The 18,164-nt window shown below is 34.8% G+C and carries 17 protein-coding genes; 13 read left to right on the top strand and 4 right to left on the bottom strand.

Translation table 11 applies throughout. From position 1 onward, the window contains the following. Positions 1-46 precede the first annotated feature (46 nt). From MKX53_RS04965 to MKX53_RS04980, 4 genes are all read left to right on the top strand, one after another. Positions 47-3,112 (top strand): efflux RND transporter permease subunit, encoded by a 3,066-nt coding sequence (locus MKX53_RS04965; protein ID WP_340909599.1) that lies wholly within the window; start codon positions 47-49, stop codon positions 3,110-3,112. 65 nt (positions 3,113-3,177) lie between these two features. Then, a complete protein-coding gene (locus MKX53_RS04970) occupies positions 3,178-4,266 on the top strand; it encodes an SDR family oxidoreductase (RefSeq protein WP_340909602.1) in 1,089 nt (362 codons plus the stop codon). Positions 4,267-4,567: 301 nt separating this feature from the next. Further along, positions 4,568-5,338 (top strand): TerC family protein, encoded by a 771-nt coding sequence (locus tag MKX53_RS04975; RefSeq protein WP_093535520.1) that lies wholly within the window; start codon positions 4,568-4,570, stop codon positions 5,336-5,338. Between the two features lie 101 nt (positions 5,339-5,439). Continuing rightward, complete coding sequence (locus tag MKX53_RS04980; protein WP_340768625.1) at positions 5,440-6,792, top strand: TrkH family potassium uptake protein; 1,353 nt, start codon at positions 5,440-5,442, stop codon at positions 6,790-6,792. A gap of 67 nt (positions 6,793-6,859) precedes the next feature. Here the strand turns inward: MKX53_RS04980 and MKX53_RS04985 are convergent, their stop codons facing one another. Then, positions 6,860-8,596 carry a B12-binding domain-containing radical SAM protein gene (locus MKX53_RS04985; RefSeq protein ID WP_340909604.1) on the bottom strand — a complete coding sequence of 579 codons (1,737 nt, stop codon included), beginning with the start codon at positions 8,594-8,596 and terminating at the stop codon, positions 6,860-6,862. Between the two features lie 185 nt (positions 8,597-8,781). Here MKX53_RS04985 and MKX53_RS04990 point away from each other — a divergent pair, with 185 nt between their 5' ends. Then, positions 8,782-9,837: an ATP-binding protein gene (locus MKX53_RS04990; protein WP_340909606.1), complete on the top strand. Its 1,056-nt coding sequence runs from the start codon at positions 8,782-8,784 to the stop codon at positions 9,835-9,837. 75 nt (positions 9,838-9,912) lie between these two features. Next, positions 9,913-10,359 (top strand): MarR family winged helix-turn-helix transcriptional regulator, encoded by a 447-nt coding sequence (locus MKX53_RS04995; RefSeq protein WP_340768628.1) that lies wholly within the window; start codon positions 9,913-9,915, stop codon positions 10,357-10,359. A gap of 217 nt (positions 10,360-10,576) precedes the next feature. On the opposite strand, the gene MKX53_RS05000 is transcribed toward MKX53_RS04995, so the two are convergent. From MKX53_RS05000 to MKX53_RS05010, 3 genes are all read right to left on the bottom strand, one after another. Further along, positions 10,577-11,200, bottom strand: coding sequence for a hypothetical protein (locus MKX53_RS05000; RefSeq protein WP_340909608.1), 624 nt, complete (start codon positions 11,198-11,200; stop codon positions 10,577-10,579). 147 nt (positions 11,201-11,347) lie between these two features. Further along, positions 11,348-11,959 carry a CPBP family intramembrane glutamic endopeptidase gene (locus MKX53_RS05005; protein WP_340909610.1) on the bottom strand — a complete coding sequence of 204 codons (612 nt, stop codon included), beginning with the start codon at positions 11,957-11,959 and terminating at the stop codon, positions 11,348-11,350. A 60-nt stretch (positions 11,960-12,019) separates the two neighbouring features. Then, positions 12,020-12,208: a YkvS family protein gene (locus tag MKX53_RS05010; RefSeq protein ID WP_093535505.1), complete on the bottom strand. Its 189-nt coding sequence runs from the start codon at positions 12,206-12,208 to the stop codon at positions 12,020-12,022. Positions 12,209-12,320: 112 nt separating this feature from the next. On the opposite strand from MKX53_RS05010, the gene MKX53_RS05015 reads away from it, so the two are divergent. The 7 genes from MKX53_RS05015 (at position 12,321) to MKX53_RS05045 (ending at position 18,116) form a co-directional block, all read left to right on the top strand. Beyond that, positions 12,321-12,512: a hypothetical protein gene (locus MKX53_RS05015; protein ID WP_340909612.1), complete on the top strand. Its 192-nt coding sequence runs from the start codon at positions 12,321-12,323 to the stop codon at positions 12,510-12,512. A 94-nt stretch (positions 12,513-12,606) separates the two neighbouring features. Continuing rightward, on the top strand, positions 12,607-12,783 hold the full coding sequence (locus MKX53_RS05020) for an aspartyl-phosphate phosphatase Spo0E family protein (RefSeq protein ID WP_340761813.1): 177 nt from the start codon (positions 12,607-12,609) through the stop codon (positions 12,781-12,783). A gap of 17 nt (positions 12,784-12,800) precedes the next feature. Continuing rightward, positions 12,801-13,739: an AAA family ATPase gene (locus MKX53_RS05025; protein ID WP_340909614.1), complete on the top strand. Its 939-nt coding sequence runs from the start codon at positions 12,801-12,803 to the stop codon at positions 13,737-13,739. Then, positions 13,736-14,896 carry a DUF58 domain-containing protein gene (locus tag MKX53_RS05030; protein ID WP_340909617.1) on the top strand — a complete coding sequence of 387 codons (1,161 nt, stop codon included), beginning with the start codon at positions 13,736-13,738 and terminating at the stop codon, positions 14,894-14,896. Before MKX53_RS05025 ends, MKX53_RS05030 begins: the two co-directional genes overlap by 4 nt. After that, positions 14,889-16,133 carry a hypothetical protein gene (locus MKX53_RS05035; RefSeq protein ID WP_340909620.1) on the top strand — a complete coding sequence of 415 codons (1,245 nt, stop codon included), beginning with the start codon at positions 14,889-14,891 and terminating at the stop codon, positions 16,131-16,133. Before MKX53_RS05030 ends, MKX53_RS05035 begins: the two co-directional genes overlap by 8 nt. A 142-nt stretch (positions 16,134-16,275) precedes the next feature. Further along, positions 16,276-17,145 carry an NAD(P)-dependent oxidoreductase gene (locus MKX53_RS05040; protein ID WP_340909623.1) on the top strand — a complete coding sequence of 290 codons (870 nt, stop codon included), beginning with the start codon at positions 16,276-16,278 and terminating at the stop codon, positions 17,143-17,145. A gap of 65 nt (positions 17,146-17,210) precedes the next feature. Next, entirely contained in the window at positions 17,211-18,116 is a 906-nt protein-coding gene (locus MKX53_RS05045; RefSeq protein WP_340909625.1) for a chemotaxis protein, read from the top strand. The last annotated feature ends 48 nt before the right edge of the window (positions 18,117-18,164 follow it).

The raw sequence follows: 18,164 nt of genomic DNA on the forward strand, positions 1-18,164 counted from the left end.
AGAGCATATGATATAAATAGCACAATAAGAAGGTGGTCCCCCGAAAATGAAAATTAGTGACTTTTCTATAAAAAGACCCGTATTTACAATTGTTATAATGTACTTAATCATAATTCTGGGCGGGGTTTCATTTTTTAAAATACCTGTTACGTTAATACCAGATTTAAATCCACCAATCGCAGTAGTTGTTACAAATTATCAAGGGGCAAGCCCAGTTGAGGTAGATGAGAAAATTACGAAGCCTTTGGAAGCTTCACTTAGCACTTTGCCAGGAATTGAGTCTGTAAATAGTACTTCGCAAGAAGGGGCAAATTTCATCTTGCTAGAATTTGATTGGTCTACGGATATGGATGCCATTCAAATGGATGTTATGCAGCGTATCGATATTATTCCTCTCCCTGATGGAGCAGACAAACCACGATTCCTTAAATTTGACCCTGCCCAATTCCCGGTTATCCAACTTGCACTGAATGCGGAGAATTCTGAAACTGATATTCAGCTAATAGCTAAGCAATTAGAGAAAGAACTGTTAAGAACTGAAGGAGTTGCAAGTGTTAATATATCTGGTTCTTTAGTGGAAGAAGTGCAGATTTTACTGGATCAAGAGAAATTAAAAGCTAAAGGACTTACACAGTCAGATATTGTACAAGTCATTCAAGTAAATAATATTTCCCTTCCAGGTAATCCCGTTGAAACAAACGAGGATAAATCACTTACTACTCGTATCATTAGTACACTAACGTCTGTAGATGATATTAAAAACTTAGTTGTCACAGTTAACCCGTTAGATGGAACGGAAGTTACAATTGCTGATGTAGCAACGGTAGATTTAACAAAGGCAAAGCAGTTTTCGGAAACTAGAGCTAACGATGCACCGGCTGTTTTACTATCAGTTTTCCAAGAATCTAGTGCTAATACAGCTAATGTCTCCACATCTTTTCAAGAAGCATTAGATAAGCAATTGGAGAAAAAGGCGTTTCAAAATGTAAATGCCAATATACTTTTTGACCAAGGTGACTATGTGAAAATTGCCATTAATAATATTGGAACTACTCTTATAACGGGTGGATTACTGGCAATGGTTATATTATTTATATTCTTAAAGGGCATAAGAAGTCCTATTATAGTTGGGGTTGCTATTCCGTATTCCGTTATTGTCACGTTTGTTCTTATGTATTTTGCTGGTTTTTCTCTAAATATTATGACGTTAGGGGCATTAGCTCTTGGTATAGGGATGCTTGTGGATAACTCCATTGTTGTTATTGAGAATATTGAACGACATTTAGGGTTAGGAAAAACACCAAAAGAAGCTGCCAGTATTGGAACGAAGGAGGTAGCAGGTGCTATAACTGCTTCGACTTTGACTACGGTAGCTGTGTTTGTTCCAGTTCTCTTTTTATCTGGTCTAATTGGACAGATATTCACAGAATTTGCGCTTACGATATCTTTCAGCTTGTTTGCATCATTAGTAGTAGCCATTACTGTTATTCCGATGATGGCAAGTAAATTATTGAAAAAGCCAAAAGGAAATATAGAGGCTAGAAGAAGAAGGTCGAAAACGTATAGTAATTTCGAACGATCGATTAAGTGGACTTTAGGTCATCGTGCCATGATATTAATAATTACTGTGATTCTTTTAGTAGTTTCGACTATCGGCTTATTCCGCGTTGGGACAGAATTTCTACCCGCTACAGATGAAGGATTTGTTACTATTGCGGTAGATCTAGAAAAGGGCTCTTCTTTTGCAGCTACTGATAAAGTAGTCAAGAAAGTAGAAAAAATTCTAAAAAAAGAAGAGGATATCGAGGTTTATGTCAGCTTTGTTGGAGGCAGTCAAGAAGGACAGTCTAGAGGAAGTGCAAATTCTAATACAGCAGAAATTTCTGTGAAATTAAAAGCATTAGAGGATAGAAATCGTTCTGTTTTCACTTTTGTAGATGAAGTGCAACCTAAGGTGGTAAAAGCTGTCGGAGCTGATGCAGAGATAAATTTCAATGTCCAAACTGCTTCTGGTTCTTCTCCGAATGTTGTGTCATTTACTGTGTTGTCTAACGATAAGAAAAAATTAGACACAGCAGTGAATCAATTACAGCAAGATTTAACCAGCTTAGATGGAGTTGTCCAAGTTACAAATGATTTAACTACTAAAGTAGAAGAAGTTCAGATAAATGTCATTCGAGAGAATGCTATAGATTATGGAATTGCTCCTGCGCAAATAGCTCAGACAGTAAATAATATGACGAGAGGGGTATTAACTTCTCAAATTATTGATGAAAATGATCAAGTTTTAGGTGTGTATGTAAAGTTTGATGAAAAGTATAGAAGTAATCTAGAGCAGTTGAAGCAATTGCAATTACGTACTCCTTCAGGTCAGTACATTGCTCTGGAAGAAATTGCGACAATTGATATAGCAGAAGGACCTGTAGCAATTCGAAGTGTCGATCAAGCTAGTGCAATCTCATTTTCAGTAAAATATGAGTCAGCGTATTCGCTAGGTGAGATGTCAGATTTAATCGATGAGATTATTCAGGAACAGAAATTTACAGAGGATATTGCCGTATCTTTTGGAGGCGATCGAGAATTATTAGATAACTCCAAGAATGATATGATTTTAGCGGTAATACTTGCTGTAGTATTGGTGTTTATAGTGATGGCAGCACAGTTTGAATCATTCAAATATCCTTTTGTAATTATGTTCACTGTTCCACTCGTGGTGATAGGTATTTTCATTGGACTATTTGCGACTAATTTACCAATAAGTATTTCTGCTATAATAGGAATTTTAATACTAGTGGGAATTGTTGTAAACAATGGTATTGTGTTGGTCGATTATATTAACCAACGTAAAAGGGATGGTATGTCTTCATATGATGCAATTATTACATCTGTACGTGATCGTGTACGTCCAATACTGATGACAGCATTGACGACAATATTAGGCTTAGTACCATTAGCTTTAGGAATTGGGGAAGGTACCGAGATTAATCAGCCAATGGCAATCACAGTAATAGGGGGATTAATAAGCTCCACTTTCCTCACACTATACGTAGTTCCGGTCATCTATAGTCTATTTGATAAAGAAACCAGAAGGAAACATCCAAATATTCTGTAAAATAGGGAAAAGAGTCTTCAGTTGGAGACTCTTTTTTTGTATACTGTAAAAAAGGGGTGTTTTTATTGTCGTCAGCATTAATAACAGGATTTCCAGGCTTTTTGGCAAAGAATATCATTAAAGAGTTAAGAAAGCAGGATGCTTATTCCAAAATATATGTACTTGTACTCCCTTCACAAACTGGTTTAGCGGAAAAAATGATTGCTGAAATTTATCAAGATCAACACCATTCTCAAACTATTGAAATAATAGAAGGAGATATAACTCTACCGGACGCGGGGATTATTAAGAATACACTTGAAAATTTACGAGACGAAGTCGAATATATTTGGCATCTTGCCGCTATATATGATTTAGCTGTCCCTAAAGAAATTGCATGGAAAGTAAATGTTCACGGTACAGAAATGTTTAATAGAGTAGTTACACAGTTCTCTAAACTAAAGCGATATACATATTTTAGTACGGCTTATGTTGCAGGTTTGAGAGAAGGGAAATTATTAGAAACAGAATTAATTCGTCCTGCAGGATTTAAAAACCATTACGAAGAAACAAAATATGAGGCTGAATTACTTGTTGAAGAGTTAAAGGAAACAATACCCGTTACAATTATTCGACCGGGAATTGTAAGAGGCCACTCAGAAACTGGAGAAACGATTAAATTTGATGGTCCATACTTCTTTGTAAATATGATTTCTAATCTAAGAAAGCTTCCTTTTCTCCCGTATTTAGGTAAATCCACTGCATGTATAAACGTAGTTCCAAGTGATTACATAACGAAAGCAGCCATCTATTGTTCACATAGCGAAGAAGCCATTGGTAAAACGCTTCATTTAACTGATCCCAATCCTTATCCAGTGGAAGAGGTATATAGAGCATTCGTAAAAGAACTTACAGGAAAGTATCCTAAAGGTAGGCTCCCGCTACCAATTGCGAAAACCGCAGTTACTTTGTCTCCAGTAAGGAAATTCTTACAAGTTGAAAAAGAAACATTAGATTATCTAACATGGAATGCCACATTTGATACGACAAATGCTGAAAGTATTCTTGCCAAAGGAGATATTACATGTCCAGACTTCATTCAAACGGTACCGACAATGATAGAATTCTATAATAAGCATAAGAATGACACTTCTTTTCATATTCCGATAAAGTGAACTTGAGCCCTCATATATTTAAGACGTTTTAGCAGATTAAAAGTGATAATCATACGAATCGTTAATGTAGCATATAGTAGTTATTAGTTTACAAGAGGAAGAATAATGGTATAATTAGAACATAATTAAATAAACTTTTGACTAACGTCAAAGGGGAGTAGCTATAGGGAAACCTATTTCATAGTCGTCATTACGTGGTTATGCCACCGGTTATGATAGCAATTATAATATTTTTGCTTAGCAAGACCTTTGCCTTTTTAAGGCATGGGTCTTTTTATATGCAAAAAAGGAGGATTTTTTTATGGACACGGCAATATTATTGGAATACGGTTGGGTGTTATTAGTTCTAGTTGGTTTAGAAGGATTATTAGCAGCCGATAATGCAGTCGTAATGGCTGTAATGGTAAAACATTTACCGAAGGCGCAACAGAAAAAAGCATTGTTTTACGGTTTACTAGGTGCTTTTGTATTTAGATTTTTAGCGTTATTCATGATTACTTTCTTGGTGAATATTTGGCAGGTTCAAGCATTAGGAGCGGCATACTTGTTATTCATATCTATAAAACATATTTATGATCAACGTAAAAGCCCTGGACCACATATAGATGTGGAAGGAATGGAGCCTAAAAAAGGATCCGGTTTCTGGATGACTGTATTAAAAGTAGAGCTTGCAGATATAGCATTTGCTATTGACTCTATGCTAGCTGCAGTTGCAATAGCAGTAACATTACCATATTGGGGAACTTATGAAATTGGTGGTATTAATGGAGGGCAATTCGCAGTTATGTTCCTAGGCGGAATCATTGGTCTAATAATTATGCGATTTGCTGCACATAAATTCGTACAATTACTAGAGAAGATGCCTACATTAGAAACAGCTGCATTCTTAATCGTAGGATGGGTTGGGGTTAAACTTACTGTTATGACTTTATCACATCCAAACGTTGGCGTGTTAGATGAGCATTTCCCACATTCTACTCCATGGAAGTTAACTTTCTGGATCGTATTACTTGCGATTGCTATTGGTGGATACCTTTTAGGTGTTGCAAAACAGAAAAAAGAAGCAAAATAATTAGAGTAAAAGCGTAAAAAGATAGTTTTAGCTATCTTTTTACGCTTTTTTTTTTTACAATGAGATAATGATTACTCGAAATGTTGAAAGGAAATAAAATAATGAAGCAGCCACAACTTAAAAAGAGATTAAAATTTACACCTGCTCAAGTAATTGTTACGTATTATTTTATTGCTATAGCTATTTCAGTAGTTCTACTTTCTCTTCCAGGAGTGCATAAACCTGGTGTAGAAGTCGCATTCATTGATAGTTTGTTCACGGCAGTGAGCGCAGTCTCTGTTACTGGTTTGACTGCAGTCAGTATTTTGGATACATATAGTGTCTTTGGTTATTTCATGATTATTCTTATTTTACAACTTGGTGGAATTGGAATTATGTCACTAGGGACTTTTGTCTGGTTAATAGCTGGGAAGAAGATTGGTTTACGTGAAAGGCAGTTAATAATGGTTGATCACAATCAATCTAACTTATCAGGCGTCGTTCATCTAATAAAAGAGATTGTTAAAATTCTCTTGCTTGTCCAAACTATTGGCGCAGCGCTATTAACTGTCTATTTTACACAGTATTTTGATACGATAAAACAGGCAGCAATTCATGGAATATTCACATCTGTATCCGCAACAACTAATGCTGGGTTTGATATTACTGGGCAATCATTATATGCATATCATAATGATTATTTTGTTCAAACGATTACAGGAATATTAATCGTTTTTGGAGCGATAGGTTTTCCAGTTTTAATTGAGGTAAAAGAGTTTTTATCGAACAAAAATAAGAATTTCCGCTTTTCTTTGTTTACGAAGTTAACGACCATTACATATGGAGCATTGTTGCTATTTGGAACTGTTATGATTTTTATATTAGAATTTTTTAATTCATTTAAAAGTATGCCGTGGCACGAGAAGTTTTTTACTGCATTTTTTCATTCAATTTCCACGCGGTCAGCAGGACTAACGACGATAGACGTTACTATATTTAGCGAAGGCACCAATTTTTTGATGAGTGTTTTAATGTTCATTGGTGCTTCACCTAGTTCTGTTGGAGGCGGAATTCGTACTACAACTTTCGCTATTGCGCTTCTATTTTTAATCCATTTTTCAAGGGGCAAAGAGAATATCCAAATTTTTGGTCGGGAGATTCACTTAATAGATGTGTATCGCTCGTATGCTGTTATTATTCTAGCTTTAGTAATGGTTTTCACTGCTACCATACTTCTTACTGTAACAGAGCCTGGAGTTCCAATTTCCTCCTTAATATTTGAAATTACTTCTGCTTTTGGAACTTGTGGTATGAGTCTAGGTATTACAGGGGATTTGTCGAATATTGGAAAGGTTATTATTATGATTCTGATGTTCATAGGTAGAGTTGGATTAATCTCCTTCTTATTCACATTAGGAGGTAAGCATAACAAAACAAAGTATCATTATCCGAAAGAACGTGTAATTATTGGGTGAATGAAAAAACGAGCTATTCCTTTACGGATAGCTCGTTTTATTTTAGAAAAATAAGAAAGGCTCTATATTATTTGTGCACAAATGATAAGTGAGGAAACTCTGATTTACCAAAGGTAGTCAGTAGATATCCTTCTTTTTCTTCTATAGATCCTTGCATAAATGCATCTACATCAATAGAAACTGGTGTGATGAACGTTTGTTTGTATAATTCTCTTTCATTCAGCTGAAGCGTTGTAAAGGACTCTCCAGCAAGCTCTGGATTATCTAGCAATAATTTATACATCTTGGATTGTTCTTCCTTACTAAGGTCATTATTCCACCAAGGCTTACGAGGTTGAAACTTTTGGTTAGATAAATAATCTAATTTCATAACACTTCGAATAGTAGGCAATGAAATATGTTCTAGACCTTCCAAGAACGTATAAAGTCTAGTATATAAATCCTCCAATTGATGACCGATTCTAGACCAATTCCGCTCTTCCCAGAATGTACCGAACTGTTGGAAGAAATCGAAAGGAGATTCAAATACATGTTCGAATAAATACTCTAATGTGCGGTCCATCCGGTGAGCATTCCAATACTTCTCCAGAACATCTTCTACTTGTTTAATACGCAAAATATCATCGAAGGTTAACACATTATTTGAAAATATTTCGTATGGGGCTTGGTCTACATAAACGTAGCCATATTTCTGGGCTTCAACTCTTAGTCCAGTACCACGAAGTAATTTTAGAAAACCTAACTGAAGTTCCTCCGGACGCATTTCGAAGACTTCATTAAAAGTATTTCTAAATGAAGAATAATCTTCTTCTGGAAGACCTGCGATCAAATCTAAATGTTGGGCAATCTTTCCACCACTTTTAACCATAGTTACAGTACGTTTTAGCTTTTCAAAGTTCTGGCGACGTTGTACAAGTTCATTTGTTAAATCATTTGTAGATTGAACACCTATTTCAAAACGGAATAATCCTGCTGGAGCATTGTCGTTTAAAAATTGAATTACTTCAGGACGCATTATATCTGCAGTTATTTCGAATTGAAAAACAACTCCCGGTTGATGTTCGTCAATTAAAAATTGGAACATTTCCATCGCATAACTTCGACTAATATTAAATGTTCGATCCACAAATTTAATGATTCTTGTACCATTTTCCATCAAATAACGAATATCCTCTTTGACTTTGTCACGGTTAAAATATCGAACCCCAACTTCTATAGAAGATAAGCAAAATTGACAAGAGAAGGGGCACCCTCTACTTGTTTCTACATAGACAATACGTTTCGACAAATCAGGTAGATCTTCTACAAAACGATAGGGGGAGGGAGATAATCTTAAATCGAGTTTTGGAGGTAGCGGATTAAGTATAAATTTGTCATCTCGAACATAAGCTAAACCAGGAACATCTTTTATAGTTTGTTTATCTGATAAATAATTTAGTAAATCTTTAAAGGACTGTTCTCCTTCACCGACAACTACGTAATCTATTTCTCTAATTTGTCGAAGCCAGACATTAGTATCATAAGAAACTTCAGGACCACCTAAAACGACAACAACAGATGGGTCCACAGTTTTTAGCATTTTAATAACTTTTATTGTTTCTTCAATGTTCCAAATATAACAGCTAAAACCAACTACATTAGGCTTCTTTTGATAAAGGTCTGCCACAATATTAAACGTTGGATCTTTAATGGTATATTCAACTATTAAGGGGTGATACTCGGGTTCAGCATATGCTTTTAAACAGCGTAGTGCCAAGTTTGTATGTATAAACTTAGCATTCAATGTAGTTAATATAATATTCATTGTTCATAAACTCCTTTATTAGTATTTCTATTGTATCAGTCATTACTACTGTCGACAATATAGGTCAAAAGAATTATGTCAATCTGTCCGTCATTGTGGAATAATCAGAATAAATAATCATGTATAAATAAAATCTCTGTTTTTCAATCTTGTGGTGGAAATAATCCGAAAAGGCGGGTGTTTTCTTGTTAACAAAATATGAATATAAAGAAAATTTAGGGAATATATTCGAGCTTTTCTCGAGTGGACTTATATTTATTAATGACAAAGGGATATTATTAGATATGAATTCATATGCCGAAAAAATTCTAGACATCAACAAAGATGACTATGTTGGTAATCATACTAATGATTTATGTGAGATGTTTAGTGTAAGTGATGAGGAGAAAAAGTTCCTAGTAAAAAAACTTAAAAAAGAAGGATATTTGGAAAATCATATGGAATACCAACCGATCGTTGGTGAATATAAATATGTACATGTAGTAATTTCTAAACAAAGTGATAGTGATTTATATTTATTAGAAATTAGTGATGAATCGGAAAAAATATATATGAAGAAAAGATTGGATCAATCGGAATCACTGCGAACATTAGGCCAATTAGCAGCAGGAATAGCACATGAAATTCGAAATCCTATGACATCTTTGAAAGGTTTTACTCAATTATTAACTCAAAATGCAACGGATGATGCGAAGCGTTACTTAACTGTAATTAATGAAGAAATCAATAAAATGGAAGAAATACTTACTCAATTTTTAGAGCTCTCGAAACCAAGTAAATCTAAGTTTACTGTCATAAATATTGAAGAGATAATACTAGAAGTAGTGAGCTTTATGGGTCCCCAAGCATTACTAAAATCAATCAACCTTCATGTTACTAGCCAAACAAACGGAGAGTGTCAGGTAATTGGCGATAGTCAGCTACTTAAGCAGGTATTTGTAAACGCTATTAAAAATGGAATGGAAGCAATGCCTGATGGGGGAAATATTAATATTAATATTTCTTATAAGATAGGGAAGTTTGTTAGTATTTCTGTCTGTGATGAAGGACAAGGCATTGATGATGAACATATCAATAAAATTTTTCAACCTTTTTTCACTACTAAATCAACCGGGACAGGTCTAGGGCTCTCACATGTTTACAAAGTAATTGAAGAGCATGGTGGAAATATAGAAGTTAGTAGTGTAGTAGAACAAGGTACTACTTTTGAATTTGTCCTTCCATTAAATAATAGTTTATAAAGCTTTTTGACATTTCAAAGCTTAGACCTATATAATAGTGGGTAATGTATTTTATATAGGTGAGGATGACGAAATATGACAGCTGAACAGTCAAACAGTGCATTAAAACTATTCATAGTATTATCTCGTGCCCATAAAGTAATCCATGAATGTACGAATCAGTTTTTTCAAGAAAATGGTTTAAATCCAACCGAATTTGCTGTACTAGAGCTTTTATATCATAAAGGTAAACAACCCCTTCAGCAAATTGGTAACAAAATTTTGTTGGCAAGTGGTTCTATTACGTATGTAGTTGATAAATTAGAAGGACGAGGGTATGTTAAAAGAGTATCGAGTCCTACGGATAGACGTGTAACATATGCAGAAATATCCGAAGAAGGTACGTTGTTTATGGATGAACTATTTCCGCGCCATGAGGAACAATTAGTAAGTCTTATGGGTGCATTATCCGAAGATGAAAAGCAGGAAGTCATTGAACTTACAAAAAAGTTAGGTTTATCAATTAAAAACTTATCATACTAATATTTTATCCTTTGAACCTTGCAATGTGAGCGGGGTTTTTGTTTTTTACCGAAAGAGATAGTGAGTGAAATTGAATCTTCGAATGGATCACGCTCTAGTTTTCAAGAAAAGTACTAGTCTGTTTTAAAAAGATATTTTAAAAAAAGGAGTGGTCATGACGTTAGTCATGACCACTCCTTCAATAATTAGTCGGTTAATAATATAGCGAGTACTGTAATTATTTAGATTTAATTGTTTCAGCCATTTGTACAAATTTCTCAAGTGCAGGTGTAGCAGCTGTGTCAAAAACAGTTAACTTAACGAGCAATCCATCACGTTCAAATACATATCCAGAAACTTTGCCATCAGTTGTATCGATCTGATGAGCAGAAACATTTTTGATAGAATCATGTGTAGGAATCATATTGTCGTCCGTAATTTCTGTAACAGTAGAAGATTCATTGGATGCTTGCAATGAAGCCATTATATTCTCTTGAATTTCTTCAAGAGTAATTTCCTCTGCCGAGAAAGTTTCGATACGCATAGATTGTAAATCGTTTTCTTGGTTAAATAATAGGTCTTTATTTGGTTCTTCAGCAGTTAACTCATAGCCCTCCAACACAGTGATGGAATATTTATTACTATCACTTTCCGTTGCGGTCCCTTCTAATTCTTTCTCAGGTGAAGCAGCTTGTGTTGTATCAACCTCACTATTTTCCGTTACTTCTGGGGAAGTTGTTACTTCCGTATTTTCAGTTTCTTGTGTATTACTATCCTGTTTCTCGGTTGTTGTACTTGTCCCACAAGCTGTGAGAATTACTGTTAGTAATAGTATAGAAAGTAGCGTATAAATTTTTTTCATCCTTATTCAGCTCCCTTTTATAAAATAAAGTCTTTGCTTTTCATTCAATACTTGTTCAATTTTAGCATCTCAAGTTGCTACAGAATCTCAGCGATTGTTGGCTAACAAAGTACTCGCTCATATTGACGAAAAGATTTTTCATATGTTTCAAGTGATGGGTAATATTAAAAACAATAGAACAAGCAATGTGATATGGGCGAGAACAATTGCAGTAATACTACGTTTCCACTCATATAGTATACCAAAGATGATCCCTACGAAAAATCCTCCTAATATACCTATCCAAAAACCAGTGAAAATGAACGACAATCCAAATAGTAACGAACTTAACACAACAGCATATTTAGGCTTCATAAATTTTTTTAATTTTTGTTGGATTAGTCCTCTCCAAAATACCTCTTCCCCAGGAGCGATGATGAATACTAACAGGAGATAATGCCAGATAGCGGATGGTCCAAAATGATTTAGAAATTTATCTATACTATTTGTCCAACTAGCTGGTCCCATGTCGATTAATAAGTATGATACTAGAATGCCTGCATAAGCAAGCACCCCGAACATAACTCCAAGAAAAATTAAGCGAACTGAATTGTTGTCTTCTTCCATTTTTGAAAAGTAAAAAAAAGCTGCCATTAGGAAAAACACAGAAAACGTATAAAAGTACCAAAAAACTTCTTCGTTCGAAAAAGTAATCCAGGACAAAAAGTAAGCAAGAAATAGTGAAAATACTAACTGATAAATGGATAATTGACGAAACATAATACACATCCTTCTTATATTTAAAAAACCGTCCATCTTTTGAGAGGAACGGCATGACGTTTAATCTTCATTACTATATAATATTTTATAACGCTTATGATTTATAACTGTCTTTTCTTCTGCCTCAAGCTCGTTAAAGTTCTCCATATAAGTTAAGTTAACGATTACAGAATTTTCATTGACTTTCTCTACAATGCCTTGAAGACCATCTTTGAATTCAATAATATTACCAACTTCAGCTATTTTCATAGAGTGCCCCATCCCCTTAAGAACGTAATATAATACAGTTTGCCTTAAAATAAGGAGTACGTAAAGTATTTTCACTGAAAATCTTAAAATATTTGTGAAAGGAATGAGATATATGCATGAATCATATGAAAAAAAACTAAATATGCTTAAAAATAGAGATATTAAAGAAATAGTCATCGAAAAAAATGAATTTCTAGCTTTTAGAAAAGTATTAGTTTTGCGAGAGGATTTTAAACACTTTTCTGGTAATGCAAAACAAGGTGGGCAAGTAGTATACACTTATTTAGACGTAGCTAGAAGCTAAGGATGTCATTAATTGTCGTCCGTTTATTGGTTTAGCGCTTTTCAAAAATAGGTATAATTTAAAGAATATACATTTTTAAAAGGGGCGATTCAGTATGTCAGAAACAAGGTCAAATCAATTAGAGGTTACAAGAGAAAAAATGATAAAGTGCGCGATAGAAAAAGGAATCTTAAACAATGAAACGATTAAGTTAAGTGAAGAATTAGATCAATTATTAAATGATTTCCAATATACTGATATGAGTGATATAGAAACAAAAATAGAAGGATAATAGGGGGAGAGAGTAGATTGAGTAATATATCATTATTACAACAAGAACTGAACAAAGCTATAATTGGGAGAGAAACAGAAATAAAATTTATGTTAATGGGGTTGTTAGTGCAGGGGCATGTACTATTGGAAAGTGTTCCTGGCTCCGGTAAAACAATGATGGCTAAAGCTTTTGCAGAAGCTATTCATGGTGAATTTAAGCGTCTACAGTTTACTCCAGATGTATTACCTTCAGATGTTACAGGCATTAGTTATTTTCATCCGCAAAAACAAGAATTTGTTCTTCGCGTAGGACCAATAATGAGTAATATATTGCTAGCTGATGAGATTAATCGTGCTACTCCTCGAACCCAGTCAAGTTTGTTAGAAGCAATGGAAGAAAAGCAGGTCTCAATAGATGGGGAAACAATTCCTCTGTTAAAACCATTTATGGTAATTGCCACACAAAATCCTGTCGAATCACAACAAGGAACTTTTCCATTGCCAGCAGCGCAGTTAGATCGTTTTTTGTTTAAATTGACGATAGATTATCCTTCAAAGGATGAAGAAAAAACTATTCTAAAACAATTTGGTCGCACTCCAGGAAAAATAAATATAGAGAAAATCGTATCGCTGGATCAGATCGAGACGTGGTCTGAACAAGTGAAAGAAATAACCGTGCATGAGGATATCATGACCTATATTATTCAAATTGTGCATAGTACAAGGAATCACCCTTACATAGAACTTGGACTTAGTAGCCGCGCTTCTCTGGCTATTCTCCAAGCAGCGAAGGCATATGCATTTGTGAACAACAGAACATTTGTAACACCGGATGATGTGAAGAGTGTTATCGAACCAGTATGTCTTCACCGCATGAAGTTATCACCTCAAGGAATGCTAATTCATAATTTAGCAGAGATTTTAACAACAATAGTTGAAGAGGTGGAAGCACCAGTGGAGGCTAATGTGCGATGAATTGGAATCGTCATGGTGCAGGTATGAAGAATACTAGAATGTATATAGATATTCTAGTATTTTCTCTTATTCTCTGCTTTCTATTTAAGCAGTATATTTTAGTAACCATTATTTCATTTTTATTGATAGTAGCACTGTTACAAATAATTTATTATCACCGAGTTGGAAAAAGGTTCGAATTTGTAAATGAAAAAAAAAGAATACGTTTAATGAAAAACACTTCCTCTGATTTTACATTGACTTTTCACAACAAAGGACTCCCAATTTGGAACGCAGTTCTAAAAATTAGTTTCCAAACGAATATAGCTCCAGATGGTATAGCCAATACAACTATAGGGGAGTTTCACGAGGTTAGAATTCCTTTTTCAATAGGATATAAAAAAACAGTTTCCTTAAAGGTACCTATTAAAGGGATAACTAGAGGCCTTGCTAGAATTAGACAGCTCGAAGTACTGATACCTCATCCATTAACAGAAGGATCTATATTACTGGAGTACAAGCCGTTTATATTAATGGATGCTATTGTTTTTCCTACTATAAATGAAGTGAACACTAATTTTCCACCATCTAAATTGAAGCAAGGTGACTTACCTTTGAATTCTTCTTTGTTTGATGATCCTTTCTTCCCTGTAGGTACACGGGAATACGAGCCTGGCGATCAATTTCATCATATACATTGGAAGGCTAGTGCAAAGACGGGACAATTACAAACAAAAGTTTTTACACGTGTGGCCAATGTGTCTGCTCTATTTGTTGTTAATGTTGGGGAAAGATACAGCGTTCTTTCTGATTTTGAAGAAAAAATAGAATGGCTAGCTTCCTACATAGATGCTTGCTACAGAGAAGAGATCCCTTTCTCATTTGCTATAAATATCCGAGCAACAGGAAAAGTTCCTTTTGTACATCTACCACTTGGTAGTGGGGATTCGCATCGTATCCAAGCAATGGAATTGCTTTCCATCCTATCGATAGCTAATAGTATTATTCCTTTTGATAAATTACTAGCCTACATAGATATACATGAGGAGTTACCAGTGGTGACGTATGTAATGACGCCTCATGTAGATAATTTTACATTGTGGCTCCATCGATGGGAACAGAGCACGAATGTAATATTAATGGCGTCTACAAAGGTAGGGGGCATATCTAATGAATGAAGTTCTTAGTTCGAAAATGGTTCAAGCGGAGTCCCTGGGCAAATACCTACAAGATATATGGATAATCGCATTAGTGTCCGTTATTTTTCATCAGGAAACGAATATCGTGTTACCTTTTTTATGGATTATACTTCAGCTATTCATTGTGAGCTGCGTGCAAATAATCATGAGTAAAACTGGTCCAAGGCCAATAATTCCGTATATAGTTCCTATGAGTGTTTTACTAATACTATTTCTTTTTAATAGCCCACTCTGGTTATACATAATTGGTACGGGAATATCTATATGGCGCCTACAAATACGATTTAATAAAATTCAAGATGAACAGTCAGTAGAAAGTAATTATCATTTGAGTTTCTTCCTAGTATTTTTAGTAGTTCATTTTATTTGCTTAATCATTGGGATTGAGGACTATATTTTTCCTTTATATAGCATCGTCATTTTAGGTATTGTGATCCAAGGTGCAACGAGACTATATGCTGTGTGGATAAGCACAAATAAACAAAATTCAGCTTCCTTGTCTCACGTGGCAGGTGGATTTTCTATCGGATTAGTTTTTGTAGTTGGTTTATCAATGTTGGTTTATTTTACAATACCATTGTTAAGAACTGGGTTCGGTTTTCTTCTAGGTAAGGTGATGACTATAGCTATCATTCCATTTGTCCCTCTATTGGAATATCTAGACAAGTTATTAAATAAGTTAGAAATAAAAATTCCGGAAGAAATGGAACGTATCCCTTCAGAAGAGCAAACGGAACTTGAACCACAAGAAGTTGTATCCGAAACTTTAGGAGGAGCATTTCCATTTGAATTAATCTTCATTGTTTTAGCTATCCTGGCGATTATACTTTTCCTTCGATTTTTAATGAAAAACAAACCAGATGAGCTAATTGCAGAGCCAAGTGTAATTCATTATTTGAATAAAGAATTAGAAGATCAAAAAGAAGAGCATGAACACATTGGTCAGCAATCCCTGTATAAAGTGGATACGTCTCTATTAAGAGAGAAGTATCAACAATTTGAAGTAGAGGCTTCATTCTATACTTATAACCGGGCTAAAAGTGAGACAGTTCGTGATTGGTTCCGACGAATGGAATGGGTCGTGCAGGACGAGTTCTTTCAAGTATACGAAGAAGTAAGATATGGGGGCCAAACGATTTCTTCAGAGAAGGCCCAACTTTTTCAATCAAACCTGGAAACAATAAAAAAAGAATTTTTTTTTGAAAAAGATGTTTAAAAAATATAGAGCGGGGCATAATAATAAAGAACACAGCAACATTCTCATTTCCCCCTTTTTAAGGATCATCCAAAAGTTATATGGATGGTCCTCTTTTTTTGGTACACTTAATGTATTGAAAAATATAAATGGGGGATTAACTATGTCAAAAAAATTTAATGTTGGTTTTATTGGTACAGGTGTAATGGGGAAAAGTTTAGTAAAGCATCTATTGAATGCTCATCATGAAGTAACGATTTATACAAGAACAAAAGAGAAGGCAGCTGACTTAGTCAAAGAAGGAGCAGTATTGGTTTCCTCCCCTAGCGAGGTTGCAAAGAAAGTAGAGATATTATTCACTATGGTTGGCTATCCACAAGATGTGGAGGAAGTGTATTTTGGCGATAATGGTATTTTTCAAATAGACAATGTCAATCTAATTGTGATAGATATGACAACTTCGACACCAACCTTAGCTAAGAAAATTGAAGAAAAAGCAAAAGAGAAAGGGATGCTATCGTTAGATGCCCCTGTTTCTGGAGGAGATATTGGTGCACAGCTTGGAAAGCTTTCTATTATGTGTGGTGGGGAAAAATCGACATTTGAACTAGCACTTCCTATTCTAAGTCTATTTGGAGAAACGATTTTATACCAAGGGACAGCTGGTGCTGGTCAACATACTAAAATGTGTAACCAAATAACTATCGCTACAGGTATGATTGGTGTTTGTGAGGCATTAGCTTATGGAAGAAAGGCTGGCTTAGACTTAGACCAAGTTTTACGCTCCATTTCAACAGGAGCAGCAGGATCATGGTCACTTAGTAATTTGGCCCCAAGAATGATAGCAGGAAATAATGAGCCTGGCTTTTATATTAAGCACTTTGTGAAAGACATGAAGATTGCTTTAGAAGAGGCGGATAAAATGGGTCTTCAATTACCAGGTTTAGCACTTGCCAAATCCTTATATGAGGAACTAATGGAAGAAGGGTATTCCGAAAATGGTACACAAGCCTTAATAAATCTGTACATATAATATAGTAATTATTTACTACTACATGTTATAATAACTGTACATATTATGAAGGTAGGCGAATTGTCGTGAGCGATCAAAAAGGAATATTACTTGAAAGTGGCACAAATGAATTAGAAATTGTGGAATTTCAGATTGGACAAAATAAATTTGGTATAAATGTGATTAAAGTTAAAGAAATAATTCAGCCTATTGGCATTACATTTATTCCACACGCGCACCCCCATGTGGAAGGGATTGTTCAACTTCGCGGTGAGGTATTGCCAGTAGTAAGCATGAACCGAGTCTTAGGAATTCCTGTTCAAAACAAGAGTGATCAAGAAAAATTTATAGTAGCAGAGTTCAATAAACAACGTGTTGTTTTCCATGTAGATAATGTCACGCAAATTCATCGTATCTCTTGGGATCAAATTGAAAAACCATCCGATATTTATCAAGGTAGTTCTTCCCATGTTATTGGAGTTATTAAAAGACAAGAAGAAATGATTCTATTAATAGATTTCGAGAAAATTATTGTCGATATTAATCCAGAATCAGGTATTAGTGTCGAGTCTGTGAAAAAGCTTGGTAAACGTGAGCGATCAGACAAAAAAATTGTAGTAGCAGAGGACTCCCCTTTACTTCGTAAACTATTACATGACACTTTGACGGAAGCTGGTTACGCAAACCTAGAATTTTTTGAGAATGGTTTAGATGCTATTAACTATTTAGACCAAATAACTAAAGTGACGAATGATATTGCTGAGCATGTACAAATCGTTGTAACAGATATCGAAATGCCTCAGATGGATGGTCACACATTGACTAAAAAGATAAAAGAGCATACTATTTTATCCAAGTTGCCTGTACTTATTTTCTCCAGTTTAATTACGGATGATCTTCGTCATAAAGGAGACCAAGTCGGAGCAGAGGACCAAATTAGTAAACCAGAAATAGCTGAGCTGGTCTTGAAAATCGACAAATTTATTTTGTAGGTTAGTCTATGGTTTATATTGAATAACGCAAAAAAACTAGCAAGGGGA

It is taken from the genome of Psychrobacillus sp. FSL K6-4615 (assembly GCF_038008225.1).
GTDB classification, from domain to species: domain Bacteria; phylum Bacillota; class Bacilli; order Bacillales_A; family Planococcaceae; genus Psychrobacillus; species Psychrobacillus psychrotolerans.

What these genes read in the sequence shown, in the direction of transcription:
- MKX53_RS04965 (WP_340909599.1), top strand. Translation starts at nt 47, where the DNA reads ATGAAAATTAGTGACTTTTCTATAAAAAGACCCGTATTTACAATTGTT.
- MKX53_RS04975 (WP_093535520.1), top strand. Translation starts at nt 4,568, where the DNA reads ATGGACACGGCAATATTATTGGAATACGGTTGGGTGTTATTAGTTCTA.
- MKX53_RS04980 (WP_340768625.1), top strand. Translation starts at nt 5,440, where the DNA reads ATGAAGCAGCCACAACTTAAAAAGAGATTAAAATTTACACCTGCTCAA.
- MKX53_RS04985 (WP_340909604.1), bottom strand. Translation starts at nt 8,596, where the DNA reads ATGAATATTATATTAACTACATTGAATGCTAAGTTTATACATACAAAC.
- MKX53_RS04995 (WP_340768628.1), top strand. Translation starts at nt 9,913, where the DNA reads ATGACAGCTGAACAGTCAAACAGTGCATTAAAACTATTCATAGTATTA.
- MKX53_RS05000 (WP_340909608.1), bottom strand. Translation starts at nt 11,200, where the DNA reads ATGAAAAAAATTTATACGCTACTTTCTATACTATTACTAACAGTAATT.
- MKX53_RS05005 (WP_340909610.1), bottom strand. Translation starts at nt 11,959, where the DNA reads ATGTTTCGTCAATTATCCATTTATCAGTTAGTATTTTCACTATTTCTT.
- MKX53_RS05010 (WP_093535505.1), bottom strand. Translation starts at nt 12,208, where the DNA reads ATGAAAATAGCTGAAGTTGGTAATATTATTGAATTCAAAGATGGTCTT.
- MKX53_RS05015 (WP_340909612.1), top strand. Translation starts at nt 12,321, where the DNA reads ATGCATGAATCATATGAAAAAAAACTAAATATGCTTAAAAATAGAGAT.
- MKX53_RS05020 (WP_340761813.1), top strand. Translation starts at nt 12,607, where the DNA reads ATGTCAGAAACAAGGTCAAATCAATTAGAGGTTACAAGAGAAAAAATG.
- MKX53_RS05030 (WP_340909617.1), top strand. Translation starts at nt 13,736, where the DNA reads ATGAATTGGAATCGTCATGGTGCAGGTATGAAGAATACTAGAATGTAT.
- MKX53_RS05035 (WP_340909620.1), top strand. Translation starts at nt 14,889, where the DNA reads ATGAATGAAGTTCTTAGTTCGAAAATGGTTCAAGCGGAGTCCCTGGGC.
- MKX53_RS05040 (WP_340909623.1), top strand. Translation starts at nt 16,276, where the DNA reads ATGTCAAAAAAATTTAATGTTGGTTTTATTGGTACAGGTGTAATGGGG.